This window comes from Sulfurimonas denitrificans DSM 1251, from assembly GCF_000012965.1.
GTDB lineage: Bacteria > Campylobacterota > Campylobacteria > Campylobacterales > Sulfurimonadaceae > Sulfurimonas > Sulfurimonas denitrificans.
The window spans coordinates 1,316,796-1,330,403 of record NC_007575.1 but is presented as its reverse complement, the minus strand read 5'-3'; the positions used below and the strand labels follow the sequence as shown (position 1 = coordinate 1,330,403).

13 protein-coding genes are annotated in these 13,608 nt (G+C 33.8%); 10 read left to right on the top strand and 3 right to left on the bottom strand.

Features of this window, described 5'->3' with window-relative positions; all coding sequences use genetic code 11:
- Positions 1-57 precede the first annotated feature (57 nt).
- The 3 genes from SUDEN_RS06600 to SUDEN_RS06590 are packed head-to-tail and all read left to right on the top strand — an operon-like array spanning position 58 to position 3,453.
- Positions 58-297: an OadG family protein gene (locus SUDEN_RS06600; RefSeq protein ID WP_011372890.1), complete on the top strand. Its 240-nt coding sequence runs from the start codon at positions 58-60 to the stop codon at positions 295-297.
- An 8-nt stretch (positions 298-305) separates the two neighbouring features.
- Entirely contained in the window at positions 306-2,117 is a 1,812-nt protein-coding gene (locus SUDEN_RS06595; RefSeq protein WP_011372889.1) for a biotin/lipoyl-containing protein, read from the top strand.
- A 4-nt stretch (positions 2,118-2,121) separates the two neighbouring features.
- Positions 2,122-3,453 (top strand): sodium ion-translocating decarboxylase subunit beta, encoded by a 1,332-nt coding sequence (locus SUDEN_RS06590; RefSeq protein WP_011372888.1) that lies wholly within the window; start codon positions 2,122-2,124, stop codon positions 3,451-3,453.
- Between the two features lie 37 nt (positions 3,454-3,490).
- Here the strand turns inward: SUDEN_RS06590 and SUDEN_RS06585 are convergent, their stop codons facing one another.
- Positions 3,491-4,441, bottom strand: coding sequence for a chemotaxis protein (locus SUDEN_RS06585; protein WP_011372887.1), 951 nt, complete (start codon positions 4,439-4,441; stop codon positions 3,491-3,493).
- Positions 4,442-4,565: 124 nt separating this feature from the next.
- On the opposite strand from SUDEN_RS06585, the gene SUDEN_RS06580 reads away from it, so the two are divergent.
- Genes SUDEN_RS06580 through SUDEN_RS06560 form a run of 5 tightly spaced genes read left to right on the top strand, consistent with a single transcriptional unit; the run spans position 4,566 to position 10,429 of the window.
- On the top strand, positions 4,566-5,363 hold the full coding sequence (locus tag SUDEN_RS06580) for an HlyD family secretion protein (protein ID WP_011372886.1): 798 nt from the start codon (positions 4,566-4,568) through the stop codon (positions 5,361-5,363).
- Entirely contained in the window at positions 5,356-7,089 is a 1,734-nt protein-coding gene (locus tag SUDEN_RS06575; RefSeq protein WP_011372885.1) for a molybdopterin-dependent oxidoreductase, read from the top strand. Before SUDEN_RS06580 ends, SUDEN_RS06575 begins: the two co-directional genes overlap by 8 nt.
- A complete protein-coding gene (locus SUDEN_RS06570) occupies positions 7,086-8,270 on the top strand; it encodes an aspartate aminotransferase family protein (RefSeq protein ID WP_011372884.1) in 1,185 nt (394 codons plus the stop codon). The genes SUDEN_RS06575 and SUDEN_RS06570 overlap by 4 nt, the downstream gene beginning before the upstream one ends.
- Complete coding sequence (locus tag SUDEN_RS06565) at positions 8,227-9,450, top strand: TolC family protein (protein ID WP_011372883.1); 1,224 nt, start codon at positions 8,227-8,229, stop codon at positions 9,448-9,450. The genes SUDEN_RS06570 and SUDEN_RS06565 overlap by 44 nt, the downstream gene beginning before the upstream one ends.
- Complete coding sequence (locus SUDEN_RS06560) at positions 9,440-10,429, top strand: SAM-dependent methyltransferase (protein WP_041672519.1); 990 nt, start codon at positions 9,440-9,442, stop codon at positions 10,427-10,429. The genes SUDEN_RS06565 and SUDEN_RS06560 overlap by 11 nt, the downstream gene beginning before the upstream one ends.
- A gap of 28 nt (positions 10,430-10,457) precedes the next feature.
- On the opposite strand, the gene SUDEN_RS06555 is transcribed toward SUDEN_RS06560, so the two are convergent.
- Positions 10,458-11,558, bottom strand: a complete 1,101-nt coding sequence (locus SUDEN_RS06555) for a type IV pilus twitching motility protein PilT (protein ID WP_238374792.1) — start codon at positions 11,556-11,558, stop codon at positions 10,458-10,460.
- A gap of 42 nt (positions 11,559-11,600) precedes the next feature.
- Positions 11,601-11,891, bottom strand: coding sequence for an Asp-tRNA(Asn)/Glu-tRNA(Gln) amidotransferase subunit GatC (gene gatC, locus SUDEN_RS06550; RefSeq protein WP_011372880.1), 291 nt, complete (start codon positions 11,889-11,891; stop codon positions 11,601-11,603).
- A 127-nt stretch (positions 11,892-12,018) separates the two neighbouring features.
- Here gatC and SUDEN_RS06545 point away from each other — a divergent pair, with 127 nt between their 5' ends.
- Together SUDEN_RS06545 and SUDEN_RS06540 are read left to right on the top strand one after the other, a co-directional pair.
- Positions 12,019-12,606: a hypothetical protein gene (locus SUDEN_RS06545; RefSeq protein WP_011372879.1), complete on the top strand. Its 588-nt coding sequence runs from the start codon at positions 12,019-12,021 to the stop codon at positions 12,604-12,606.
- Positions 12,607-12,610: 4 nt separating this feature from the next.
- Positions 12,611-13,606, top strand: a complete 996-nt coding sequence (locus tag SUDEN_RS06540) for a hypothetical protein (RefSeq protein ID WP_041672267.1) — start codon at positions 12,611-12,613, stop codon at positions 13,604-13,606.
- Positions 13,607-13,608 lie beyond the last annotated feature (2 nt).

Here is a 13,608-nt window from a genome sequence, read left to right as displayed (position 1 = left end):
TCTTTTTAAACTTTGATGTTATACAATGGCGCGAAACTTGTTTAAAAGGGAAATTACATGGAAACCAACCTTGTATTAGAGGGCGTTAAATTTATGGGTCTTGGAATGGGAGCTGTATTTTTATTTCTTGCAGTTATGATATTTTTCATAGGTGTTATGTCAAAAACGATTAATAAATTTTTCCCTGAAGTTAGGCCTATAGAAGGCTCTTCATCTAAAAATACTCAAAATAACAACCAACAGCAAAAAGTAGTTGCGGCCATTACGGCTGCAATTAAACACCACAGAGAAAGTTAAGGAATATAATGGCTAAGAAATTTATAGATGTAATGGATACGACATTTAGGGATGGTTTCCAATCTGTCTTTGGTGGTCGTGTATTAATGGACGATTTTTTTCCAGCTGTAGAAGCGGCAAAGACTGCTGGAATAACTCACTTTGAGTTCGCTGGTGGCGCTAGATTTCAATCACTATACTTCTATCTAAGAGAAGATGCGTTTGAGATGATGGATAGGTTTCGTAAGATTGTAGGGCCAGATGCCAACCTTCAAACATTGGCACGTGGTGTAAATACAGTTATGTTAGATACAGGTTCAAAAGAGCTTATAGACTTACATGCAAAGATGTTTAAAAAACATGGTACAACAACAATTAGAAATTTTGATGCACTAAATGATGTGGAAAATTTAAAATACTCAGGAGAGAGAATTACTCATCATGGACTAAAACATGAAGTAGTTGTTACCATGATGGATTTGCCTCCTGGATGCTTTGGCGCACATACTGTTGAATTTTATGAAAAAACTCTTCGTGAAATTTTAGATAGTGAAATTCCATATACTAGTATCTGTTTTAAAGATGCATCTGGAACATCAAACCCCCAAAAAGTGTTTGAAACTATACAAATGGCAAGACGTCTTATTCCTGAGGGAACACATTTAAGACTACATACTCATGAGACAGCTGGTGTCTCGGTGGCTGCTTATATGGCTGCTCTTGAGGCAGGAGTTGATGGTATAGATATGGCAGCAGCTCCTGTTAGCGGTGGAACTAGTCAGCCAGATATACTTACAATGCTCCATGCTACAAAAGGAATGAACTATGACCTTGGTGGATTAGAGATAAGTAAGGTTTTATCATACGAAAAAGAGCTTCAAAACTGCCTATCTGACTATTTTATGCCTCCTGAGGCTACAATGGTTTCTCCTATTATTCCATTTTCTCCCATGCCAGGCGGTGCACTTACTGCAAATACTCAAATGATGCGTGATAATGGCATTATGGATAAGTTCCCAGAGGTGATTGCTGCTATGACTGAAGTTGTAGAGAAGGGTGGGTATGGAACATCTGTTACCCCAGTTTCACAATTTTATTTTCAACAAGCACTTAACAATGTAATGCAAGGTCCTTGGAATGCAATAGCTCCAGGCTATGGAAAAATGGTTCTTGGGTATTTTGGAAAAACTCCAGTTGCTCCAGACCCTGAAGTTGTTAGAATTGCTTCTGAGAAGTTAGGTTTAGCCCCAACAACAGAGAAAGCCCTAGATTTAGCAAATGCTGATGAGAGCAAATCTTTGGCTACTTGGATAAATAGACTAAAAGAAGAGAATATTGAGATTACAGAAGAAAATATTTTTATCGCTGCTGCATGTCATGACAAAGGTATCGCATTTTTAAAAGGCGATGGCGAGTTAAGTGTTCGTAAAATATCAACTATGAAAAAAGAAGAAGAAAATAAATCACAAGGGAGTTCAAGTATGGGAAGTGGAAATTATACAGTAGTAGTAGATGGTCAAAAGTTTAGTGTTCAAGTTGCTGAGGGCGATGTTAATATTCAAGTGACTGAAGTAAATGGCGAGAGCGTTGAGCCATCAAAGCCAAAAGTTGTTACAACTTCAGGAACTCAACTTGACATTAAAGCGCTTCTCCCTGGAAGTGTATGGAAAATAGTTGCTAATCCAGGTCAAAGTGTAAATGAAGGTGATGTGATTTTAATTTTAGAATCTATGAAAATGGAGATAGATATAGTAGCACCAAAAGGTGGTGTTGTTAAGTCTATTAATGTTGCTACAAATGATAAAGTAGTTGAAGGTCAAGTCGTAGCAGTATTAGGTTAGTAGTATGAAATTTTTTATAATAAAATTACTTACTCTTTTTATGTTCTTTAGCATATCTATTTATGCAGATGAAGCTCCATCTGGAGCTCCTTTAGAGGCATCATCTACACATAAAGAAGAGAGCTACAAAACACAATCTTTTTCTGAAATGATAGGCGGGTTTTTAACTTCAACTGGCATAAATGCTATTATAAATCCTAATCCTAATGAAATGAATTCACATGGCGAAGCGATGAGTGACTTTCATAAGGGTTGGGGTAGAGTAATTATGATTTTAATTACATTCCTTCTTTTTTATCTTGCGATTGCTAAAGGATTTGAGCCATTATTACTTCTTCCGATAGGTTTTGGTGGACTTTTGGCAAATATACCAGTGGCAAATATGGCTGGACCAGATGGCTTCTTAGGTATCATTTACCATATGGGATTAGCTAATCAACTCTTTCCAATTTTAATTTTTATGGGTGTTGGTGCTATGACTGATTTTGGTCCACTGCTATCAAATCCAAAAACTGCATTCCTTGGCGGTGCTGCACAGTTTGGAATTTTTGGAACATTGGTTGGTGCAGTTGCTCTTGCTGAATATACACCATTTTTCGATTTTACACTTCAACAAGCTTCAGCAATTTCTATAATTGGTGGTGCAGATGGTCCTACATCCATATTTATAGCCACGCAACTAGCCCCTGAACTTTTAGGTGCAATAGCGGTAGCTTCATATTCATATATGGCTATGGTTCCAATTATTCAGCCTCCGATTATGAAGGCATTGACTACTGACGCTGAGAGACGAATTAGAATGACAACTATGAGACATGTGTCTCGTTTAGAAAAACTTGTTTTTCCTATTATGGTGCTTGCTCTTGCTATCTTAGTTCTTCCAGATGCAACTCCTCTTATTGGTGCATTTATGTTTGGTAACTTCTTAAAAGAGAGCGGTGTTGTTGATAGACTCTCAGATACTATGCAAAATGCTCTTATCAATATCGTAACTATATTTTTAGGACTTGCTGTTGGTTCAAAATTAGCAGCTGATCAATTTTTGGTTGCTGATACTTTAGCTATTTTAGCTCTTGGAATTCTTGCATTTTCTGCTGGAACGGCGGCAGGTGTAATTATGGCTAAGATTATGAATCTTTTCCCTGGAAGTAAGATTAATCCGCTAATTGGTTCAGCTGGTGTTTCTGCTGTTCCAATGGCTGCTCGTGTGTCAAATAAAGTTGGTATGGAGTATGACAGAACAAATATGCTTCTTATGCATGCTATGGGTCCGAATGTTGCGGGTGTTATAGGTTCTGCAGTTGCGGCTGGTATTCTTATCTCTATCTTTAAATAAATAGAGCTACACTCCTTTTTTCTAGGAGTGCAAGTTTCTATGCTTCATCTTTACTCATAATTTCCACGATAAGTGGAATTATATTTTGACTTTTTGTTTTATCTACAAAACCATCTGCTCCCAGAACTTCAGCTTCTCTTTTATTATTTTGTCCAGTCATTGAACTATTTACAATTATTGGTATATTTCTAGTTAGTGGGTTGTTTTTCAAGAGTTTTACAACAGTAAATCCAGACATCTCTGGCATCTCTATATCTGTAATAATTGCTGGAATTTTTGACGCATTCTCTTCAAGAGAATCAACATAATCTACAAGCAGTTTACCATTATCAAAAATTTTCATAGAGAGATTTGCATTTTCAAAAATCTGTTTTAGATGCTTCTGTGCTGTTTTAGAGTCTTCAGCAATTAAAACAGTCCCATTCTTTAGTTTGATAGGAATAGTTAAGCTTTTAAGGTTTACAGGGGATTCAGTTACATCAACCATAGCATGCGGGATTACATCTGCTAAAAGTTTTTCATAATCCAGAACAAGACATAAACTTCCATCTTCAAGCCTCGTATCATTGATAACTACATTGTCATTGCCAACTCTGTAGCTATCAGGTGCATGCATTTGACTCCAATTTTTTTTGATAACTCTAAATGCAGACATAATTCTAAGTCCAATAACCACTCCATTAAAGTCGCAGACTAATATATTTGATCTTTTTATCTCTTCTTTAGTTAGTGTAACACCTAGCCATAGTGGAAGATTAAGTATTGGTATTTGAAGACCACGAAGAACGATTGTGCCTTCTAAGAGCCAGTGTGATGATGGAATTTGAGTTATATAGTGATTCTTAGACTCTACTACTTCACGTGTTTTAAATACGTTGATTGCATAGTACGTAGAATCAGGTTTATCACCAACTCTAAAAACCAAAAGTTGAACTTCATTGTTTTTTGCCAGATTGGTGGCTGCATCAACATTATCTAAAACAGACATATATTCCCCTTGACTTGTATTGTAGGATAGTACCAAAAATATGATGAAAAATGCTTGAATGTTAATAATGAAATGGTAAAATACTTGCTATTATTTGGGTCAAACCCAATGAAAGGCTCGCTCTATGAAACTTTTAACAGTGTTGCTGTTTTTGCTTGCTTACTTAGACGCAAAAGTCTATTATGCAAAAGTTGAACCGTATGAAATAAGAGATATCTCTTCTAACGTTTCAGGGTTGGTTATTAGTGCAGACGAAACTCTTGTAGGTCAGACATTATCACAAAAACAATATATAAAGATAGATAGTGAACTTGATGAAAAAGAGCAAATAGCTGTTCGTGAAAAATTAATGTATATTAAAAATACAATTGAGATAAATGAGGCTGTGCTTCTTAATCTTGATGAATTACTTGCAAAAAAAAGAGAAAACTACAAAAAAATTGAGCCACTTAAATTTAAATCTTCAGTAGAAAAAGATAGAGAATTTTATGATTTGATTACAAGCGAAAATTTATATCTAAATACAAAAAAAGAGATACAAAACTTAAAAATTCAGATGTCAGATTTGAAATTAAAAGATGCTCAACTTCAAAGAACCATATCAGACAAAAATCTTGTTGCAAAAGATTTTGTACTCTATGAGATGCTTGTAAAGAGTGGTCAGGTTGTAGGTGTTTCAACTCCTTTGGCAAAAGTAGCAGATGTGTCAAAAGCAAAATTGACAATATATTTAGATGAAGAAGATGTTGTAAATGCGCAAAAAAAAGTTCTCTATATTGATGGAGTAAAGAGCAGTTATAAAATTTCAAGACTTTTAAATATAGCAGACAGTAAAAATATTTCTAAGTATATGGCTCAAATAATTATAGACTCTCCAGCACTCTTCTCCAAGCTCTTAAAACTTGAGTTAAAGGATGAGTAACGTCACAGCTTGCCCGTTGGATTGTTATGATGCATGTGAGATAACATTTGATAATGGAATCATCAAAGGACTCAAAAGTGGACATACTAACGGTTTTTTATGTTCACATTTAAATCATTATGAAAAGTATCCGACTATACAAACTCCTAGATACAAAGGCGTTGAGATTACAATTGATGAAGCACTAAAGAAGCTAAAAGAGATGATAGACTCGTCTAAAAATGAAGAAGTTCTTTATTATAGAGGAAGTGGCAATTTTGCTCTTATGCAAGAAGTGACTGAGCATTTTTTTTCCTCTTATGGAGCTACTTTGACTGATGGAAGTTTATGTGATGGTGCAGGTGAAGAGGGGATTATTAGAGGTAGAGGCAGCAATAAAAATATGCCTTTGCATGAGGTTGCAAAATCTGATGTCGTGATATTTTGGGGTAGAAATCCACATGTAACATCCAGCCATATATTACCTCTCATAAAAAATAAAACTATTATAGTTATAGATCCCATAAAAACTAAAATAGCAAAAGTAGCAGATTTGCATATCCAGTTAAAGCCACATACTGACATATTCTTAGCGATGCTACTTAGTCGTTTTTTACATATAGAGAGTGGTTGTGATGAGGAGTTTTTGGATAAATTTGCTAGTGAGTATGAAGGTTATTATGAACTAACTCAAAACCTTAGAATTAAAGCTACGCTAGAGCAAATTGATGTTTCTCTTGGTCAGTTGGGTGACGTTTTAAGGCTTGTAAAAGATAAAAAAGTAGCAATAGTGTGTGGTGTTGGGATTCAGAAATATAGTGATGGCGCTGATATCATGAGAGCGATTGATGCTTTTGCGGTTATGCTTGGATTATTTGGCAAAGAAGGATGCGGTGTTAGTTATCTTGGCTCTTCAAGAGAAGGCATTGAGATGCCATTCAAAAAGAGCGGAAAAAAAGTCTCAAAGGTAAACACGGAGTTTAGCCTATTTAAGACGGTTTTTATTCAAGGCTCAAATCCGCTCTCTCAAATGCCAGACTCACTGAGAGTAAGAGATTCAATTAGCAAGAGTCAAAATGTTGTCTATTTTGGACTTTACGAGAATGAAACAAGTGAAATTGCAGATTTAATTATTCCAGCAAAGAGCTTTTTGTATAAAGATGACATAAGGACATCCTACTCACACAATAGAATCTCTTTTATGCCAAAAGTTGCAAATAGTGATGTTGGGATAAGTGAGTATGAGCTTGCCGCTTATCTTTGTAAAGAGTATGATCTGCCTATTGAGAGTGAGGAGTTTTATATAAACCATTTTAAAAATTTTACTATAAAAAAAATTGATGGGTTTTTATATGTAGATAAAAGAGAAGAGATACCATACAAGAGCGGTTTTGATACAGAAGATAGAGAGTTCGCATTTCTCGATGAGATAGACTCAAAAGTGGATGAAGAAGATGGCATGTACCTCATTACATGTAAGAGTCAAAATAGTTTAAATTCTCAGTTTAATCGTGAAGAGTCTGTATATCTGCATAGCTCTTTAGGTTTTAGTGAGAAAGAGGTTCTTTGTATTAGCTCAAAGAGCGGAAGTGTTGAGTTAAAAGTTAAACATAATGATGATTTAAGAACAGATTGCGTTTTGATTTATAGTGGCACAAAGGGTGTAAATAATCTAACATCCTCAAAGCACGCATTAAGTACAAAAAGCGCAATATTCCAAGAAAATAAGGTGGAGATTAGAAGATGAATAATATAAAAGATTTGGATAAAAAGTATGTTTTGCCAACTTATGCAAGGGCAGATGTTGAGTTTGTAAGTGGTAATAATGCAATTGTTGTCGATGCGAATGGGAAAAAATATATAGATTTTGCTTCAGGTATTGCAGTTTGTAGTGTGGGGCATGCAAATAAAAGAGTGAATGATGCAATCTGCAAACAACTCTCAAATATAACACACACCTCAAATCTTTACTATATAGCACCACAAGCAAAAGCTGCTCAAAAGATTGTAGAGGCTAGTGGCTACGATATGAAGTGTTTCTTTGGAAACAGCGGAGCTGAGGCAAATGAAGGAGCTATCAAGATAGCTAGAAAATTTGGTGAAAAAGATGGCGAGTTAAAAAGATACAAAGTAATAACTCTTCAACACTCATTTCATGGAAGAACAATAACGACAGTCAAAGCTACTGGACAAGAGAAAATGCATAACTATTTTGGACCTTATCCTGATGGATTTGTTTATGCAGATAATATAGATCATGTTGCAAGCTTAGTCGATGATCATACATGTGCAGTTATGATAGAGCTTGTTCAAGGGGAGGGCGGAGTTCAGCCACTAGATAGAGATTCAGTTCAAAAACTTGCAAAATTTTTAAAAGAGAAAAATGTTCTACTGATAATTGATGAAGTTCAAACTGGCATTTATAGAACAGGAAAATTTCTAGCGTCTAACTATTACGATATAAAGCCAGATGTAGTAACGCTTGCAAAAGGTTTGGGTGGCGGTGTTCCCATTGGTGTTGTTATGACAACGCTAAAAGATGTATTTGGTGCTGGAGATCATGGTTCAACTTTTGGTGGCAACTTTTTAAGTACAACAGCCGCATGTGAAGTTGTAGATATCTTAAATGAGATGAACGAGAGTGGCGAACTTCAAAAAGGTATAGACTATTTTGATAGTGAATTAGAAAAATTTTATAACGCACACAGAGATATTTTTACATCAAAAGTAGGAATTGGTATGATGTGTGGTTTGCGTGTAAAAGATGGTGATACTTTAACTAAAATTATCTCAAATGCAAGAGAAGAGGGCGTTATAGTTCTAAAAGCAGGTCGTGATACTTTAAGACTTCTACCAGCTTTGACAATTACAAAAGAGGAAATAGATGAAGGCTTTACATCTCTCAATCGCACTATTAGCTCTTTGTAGTAGTTTTGTAGTAGCGCAAGATAAAAATTCCCTAGAAGAGTATATATCTGATAATAAAAAAGAGTATTTTAGATTGGAATCAGACAAGGTAGATTCTAGTAGCAATGTTCTTAGAGACTCTTGGATATCTCCTCTTATGCTTAACTACTCTTATGGAGTTAGCGAAGCTTATGACACTGAGTCAATTACAAAAAAAACTTCTATTACTATAGACCAGCCAATTTTTCAAAGTGGTGGTATCTATTTTGGAATTAAGTACGCTGAAGCGACAAGACTATACTCACAATACTCTGTTGATGTAGCAAAAAGAAAACTTATAAAAGATGCAATCTCGCTCTTAATGCAGATAAAACAGAGTGAAATGAGAATTCAAAAACAAAAATTACTGATAAAAAATGCAGAGATAAATTTAGCACAAAAAAAAGAGAGTTATTTGAGCGGACAGCTCGATTCTGGTTTTTTAAATAGCGCAATTATAGATAAAAACATAGCTATTCAAGCTCTTTATGATATAGAAGCAAATAGAGAGAGACTTATATCAAAATTCCGCGTTATTAGTGATTTAGATTATGAGAAGGCAACTTTACCACATTTAGAGATTATAGAAAAAGAAGAATTTATGGTAAATAACCTCTCTTTCAAACAATCACAAAGCTTGAGTGAAAAAAATAGATATTTTAAAAGTACAACTATCTCAAAATACCTTCCAAAAATCAGTATTTATGCTGGATATAACATGGATAGAAGTGAAAACTTTGCATTTCAAGGAGGAAGTCTATCTGGATCAAGAGAAACAGATTATATTAATTATGGTTTAAAGGCTTCTATGCCTCTTAATATAAGTATGTTTGATGATATACAGAGTGCAAAAGTTGAATATCTTGTGTCAAAAATAGAAGAGTTAGACAAGAAAAAAGAGTTAAATGCACTCTTTGAACAAGTAATGCAAAATTTAGAGAGTCTTAAAAAAAAGAGAATATTAAGTGTTGAAAACACTCAACTTTATGAGGAACTCTTAGCAGAGACTAAGGAACTTTATGGGGCTGGTTATAAAACTGAGTATGATGTAGAGCTTCTAAATAACTCTCTACATGTACAAAAAAATGATATTGAGATATATGAACTAGATAGACAACTTGAACTTTTAACACTTTATGAGATTTATAAAAATGAGATTTAGCCAATATATGAGTGAGTGGCTATATGCAGATAATGGCTACTATGCAACATATAAAAGCATTGGAAAAGATGGAGATTTTTACACGTCTGTAAGTTCAAGCAAGTTTTTTGGAGGAACAATTGCAAAACATATTATCTCGTTGGTTGATGATGGATTCTTAAAAAAAGATAGTGTTGTCTGCGAGATTGGCGCACATCATGGATACTTTTTGGCTGATATTATTGAGTTTATATATACACTCCGACCAGAACTTTTAAATAGTTTAGAGTTTGTGATAATAGAGAAATTTGATGCACTTCAAGAGTTTCAAAAGAGCTATCTACAAGAGAGTTTTGGTGATGCTATAAAACTTACACACTATAAATCGCTCAAAGAGCTAAAGTGTGAAAATGCCATTTTTATAGCAAATGAGATATTTGATGCATTTGCTTGTGAACTCTATTACAAGGGTAAAGTGGCAAGAGTTCATGAGAGTGAAATAATTTTTGATATTGATGATGACTGGGTTAGTAAAAAAGCTAAAAAATACCATAAAGATAGAGGTGAGATAGCCATTGGATATGAAGAGTTTGCAAAAGAGATGGCTGAGTGTTGTGATAAATTTGAGTTCATAAGTTTTGATTATGGAGAGATGCAAGCACGTCCAGACTTTTCCATAAGAGTTTACTATAAACATGACGTGATTCCATTTTTTGATGAAAATATAAAAAGAGATGAGCTATTTGCAAAGTCAGATTTAACTTATGATGTAACTTTTGAACATGTAAAAGATGCATTTACAGAAGCAGGAGTAGAGTTTATAGAACTAAGAGCACAAATGGTTGCTCTTGTTGATATGGGAATATTAGAACTGCTAGAAATTTTAAAAGAGAAAACGGATGAGAAAATCTATAAACAAGAGTTAGAAAAAGTTAAAATTTTAATAATGCCAAATTTTTTAGGTGAGCGTTTTAAGATGATAAAGTTTAGAAAAAAATAACTTCTCTGCATAAGATGTTAAAAAATCACTAAAGGTTATGAATGATTCTAATAAGCTCTTCTGGTCTGTTTGAAGCTTTTATTGCACTCTCTTTTGAGATAATTCCTTTACGCAATAGAGTTGTTAGCTGATCTGTCTGAGTAGTCATATGTGTCTCATTTTGATTTAGCTGCATTTGAGAGTAGATTTGATGAACCTTATCCTCTCTGATTAAGTTTTGAATGGCTGTATTTGCTATTAAAATTTCTTGGGTAGCTATAATTCCTCCGCTAACTCTTGGTATAAGAGATTGAGAAATTACAGATATAAGCGAAGATGCAAGTTGTGCTCTGACTTGTGCTTGTTCTTTGGCATCAAAAACATCAATAATACGGTTTATTGTTGAAGGTGCAGAGTTTGTATGGAGTGTCCCAAAAACGATGTGACCTGTCTCAGCTGCAGTAAGGGCTGCAGAAATTGTCTCTTTATCTCTCATCTCACCAACTAGTATTACATCTGGATCTTGTCGTAGAGCAAATTTAAGAGCTGTTGCAAATGAGCTAGTGTTTGAGCCAATCTCTCTTTGCGAAAAAATGGAGTTAATATTTGTATGAACAAACTCAACTGGATCTTCTATTGTAATAATATGTTTATTTTCAGTGAGATTAATTTCATGAAGCATTGAAGCAAGTGTAGTTGATTTACCACTGCCAGTAGGACCTGTGACTAAAATAAGTCCTCTTTCTCTCTTTATAAGTTCTTTAAATATTGGGTTATTGTTAAATTTTTCAAGAGGCGGTACATCTACTGGAATAGTGCGAAATGCACATGCAATCCCTCTAATAGTACGATAGTAGTTGGCACGAAAACGACCAATATTCTCAAGTTCAAATGAGAAATCAAGCTCATTTTTATCTTCAAAAATCTTTTTTTGCTTATCTTCTATAAGCGCATAAGCCATATCTTCTATCTCTTTTGCGCTCAAAACGTGTAGATTAAGTGGTTTTAGAGCCTTATCTATCCTAATTTGAGGCTTACTGCCAGCAACAAGGTGCAAATCTGAAGATTCAAAATGTAAAACACTCTTAAGCAATTCTTTTATATCAATTTGCTGATTTGTCTCTTGCGTCATTATTACAGACCTATACATTTTAGATTTTCACTTAAATAACAATGTTTTTTAATAAAATTGCTACTCTATAATTTTTGGTACAACAAAAAAGTTATCACTGCTCAGAGGCGCATTTTTTAGTATGCTCTCATTTATAGATGTATCACAAAAAGCAGTGTCTTCTCTTAAGAAGGTGGAATCGTTGCTCATTGCAAATTTTTCATCAACATTTTGTGTATCTAAGAGGCTTAAATTTTCAACAAAATTTACAATTTCAGAGAGTTGAGATACTATCTCCTCTCTTTTGTCTTCAGATATTTTTAAAAAAGATAGCTTTTCTAATCTACTTAATAATACATCATCTACTTGCATTTAATTATCCCAATATTAATTTATAAGATTGTAACAAAAAAAATCTATCTATTTGATGAAAGTTTAACAAAATATGCGATACTATTTTAAACTTTTTGATAGAGATAAAGAACACTAAGGAATATTTTTGAGCTTAAGAGATAATATAGAGATGGTTAAAGAGGAGTTAAACTCCGAAGAGAAGTTTTTTGAAAAAGCGGTTGTTACTGAGAGATTTATTAAAAAATATAAGAAAATAATTATAATCTCGATTGCTGCGATAGTTGTAGTAGTAGGTGCGAATATTGCCTATGATGCAAATGAAAGAAGTAAAACCAGTGCAGCAAATATTGCCTTTGCCAAACTTGAGATTAACTCGAATGATACAGCAGCATTAAACGAACTTAAATCTTTAGCACCAAATCTACATGATGCTTGGATTTTTTCACAAGCTATTGCCAATAAAGATATGGAAAAACTTAAAAGTTTAAAAAATACAAAAGCTCTTATTATTAATGATTTAGCTGAATATGAAATGGCAACCGATAACTCTATGCTTGAGAAATATGCTTCAAAACAGGATGCGATTTTTAGAGATTTGGCACTAATACAAGGGGCAATTATGCTTTTAAATAATAACAAAATTGATGAAGCTAGAAACATGCTTGAAAAAGTATCAAAAGAGTCATCATTAGAGAAATTAGTTGCATCACTTTTGCACTATGGAATAAAGTAATATTTTGAGAACTTTATATACTCTTTTTTTACCATTAGTTGTGGTTCTCCTCTTTAGTGCATGTGGCTCAAAAGAGGTTTTTAAACCTGTAAATGTAGTTGATGATTGGGAACACGCTGGCAGTAGTGATATTACGATTGGAGCAATTTCTCAAAATGCTGCTTTAGCAGAAAATAGAGCTGTGTTGGTTGATGGAAAAACTCTTGATATCTTTATCGCCAAAGATGAAAAACTTTTAGGCTACAGTGATGGGTGGGTTTTAAGCTCAAATATCGATGGAAACTTAACTCTTCAAAATATTGTAGATAAAAATATTGAAAAATTTAACCTAAAAAAAACCATTGCTGCTGCTACTGTCCACAAAGATACATTAGGCGTTATATTTTCAGATAATGAGATGGCGCTATACTCCCTAAAGAGTAAAGCTCTGCTTTTAAAAGAGCAGGGAAATCCTCCAATTGTTGTAAATTCAAAGATAATTAATCCATATTTTAAAGATGAACTTGTTATTTTTGCGACACTTGATGGAAAAGTTGTTATTGTAAATGCAGAGACAAAAAAAAGATTAAGAACAATTATCGTGAGCAGTGAAGAGCATTTTAATAATGTAATCTATTTTAACCTTATGGACAATAAAATTATTGCAGCAACAGGCAATAAAATACTCTCTTTATCTCAAGATGAGATTAGATTGCCATTTGACATAAGAAGCGTAGAAGCAGATGACAAAAATATCTATGTCGCTACAAAGCAGGGTGAAATCATATCTTTAACATCAGACTTAAAAGAGAATGCAAGAGTTAAGTTTCCGTTTGCACACTTTTTAGGACTCATTTTAAGCAATAATAAACTATACGCTTTAGAAAAAGAGGGGTACCTAATTGAGATGCCAATAGATTTATCATCTTCTAGCATCTATGAAACAGATATTGAAGATGGATATGTTTATATAAATAATAAAATCTTTTTTGTTCATAATGAGTATATTTCAGTAGAGTAGAG

Bases quoted from the DNA above. Each gene is read 5' to 3' on its own strand.
- SUDEN_RS06600 (WP_011372890.1), top strand. From the start codon at position 58: ATGGAAACCAACCTTGTATTAGAGGGCGTTAAATTTATGGGTCTTGGA.
- SUDEN_RS06595 (WP_011372889.1), top strand. From the start codon at position 306: ATGGCTAAGAAATTTATAGATGTAATGGATACGACATTTAGGGATGGT.
- SUDEN_RS06590 (WP_011372888.1), top strand. From the start codon at position 2,122: ATGAAATTTTTTATAATAAAATTACTTACTCTTTTTATGTTCTTTAGC.
- SUDEN_RS06585 (WP_011372887.1), bottom strand. From the start codon at position 4,441: ATGTCTGTTTTAGATAATGTTGATGCAGCCACCAATCTGGCAAAAAAC.
- SUDEN_RS06580 (WP_011372886.1), top strand. From the start codon at position 4,566: ATGAAACTTTTAACAGTGTTGCTGTTTTTGCTTGCTTACTTAGACGCA.
- SUDEN_RS06575 (WP_011372885.1), top strand. From the start codon at position 5,356: ATGAGTAACGTCACAGCTTGCCCGTTGGATTGTTATGATGCATGTGAG.
- SUDEN_RS06570 (WP_011372884.1), top strand. From the start codon at position 7,086: ATGAATAATATAAAAGATTTGGATAAAAAGTATGTTTTGCCAACTTAT.
- SUDEN_RS06565 (WP_011372883.1), top strand. From the start codon at position 8,227: ATGAAGGCTTTACATCTCTCAATCGCACTATTAGCTCTTTGTAGTAGT.
- SUDEN_RS06560 (WP_041672519.1), top strand. From the start codon at position 9,440: ATGAGATTTAGCCAATATATGAGTGAGTGGCTATATGCAGATAATGGC.
- SUDEN_RS06555 (WP_238374792.1), bottom strand. From the start codon at position 11,558: ATGTATAGGTCTGTAATAATGACGCAAGAGACAAATCAGCAAATTGAT.
- gatC (WP_011372880.1), bottom strand. From the start codon at position 11,891: ATGCAAGTAGATGATGTATTATTAAGTAGATTAGAAAAGCTATCTTTT.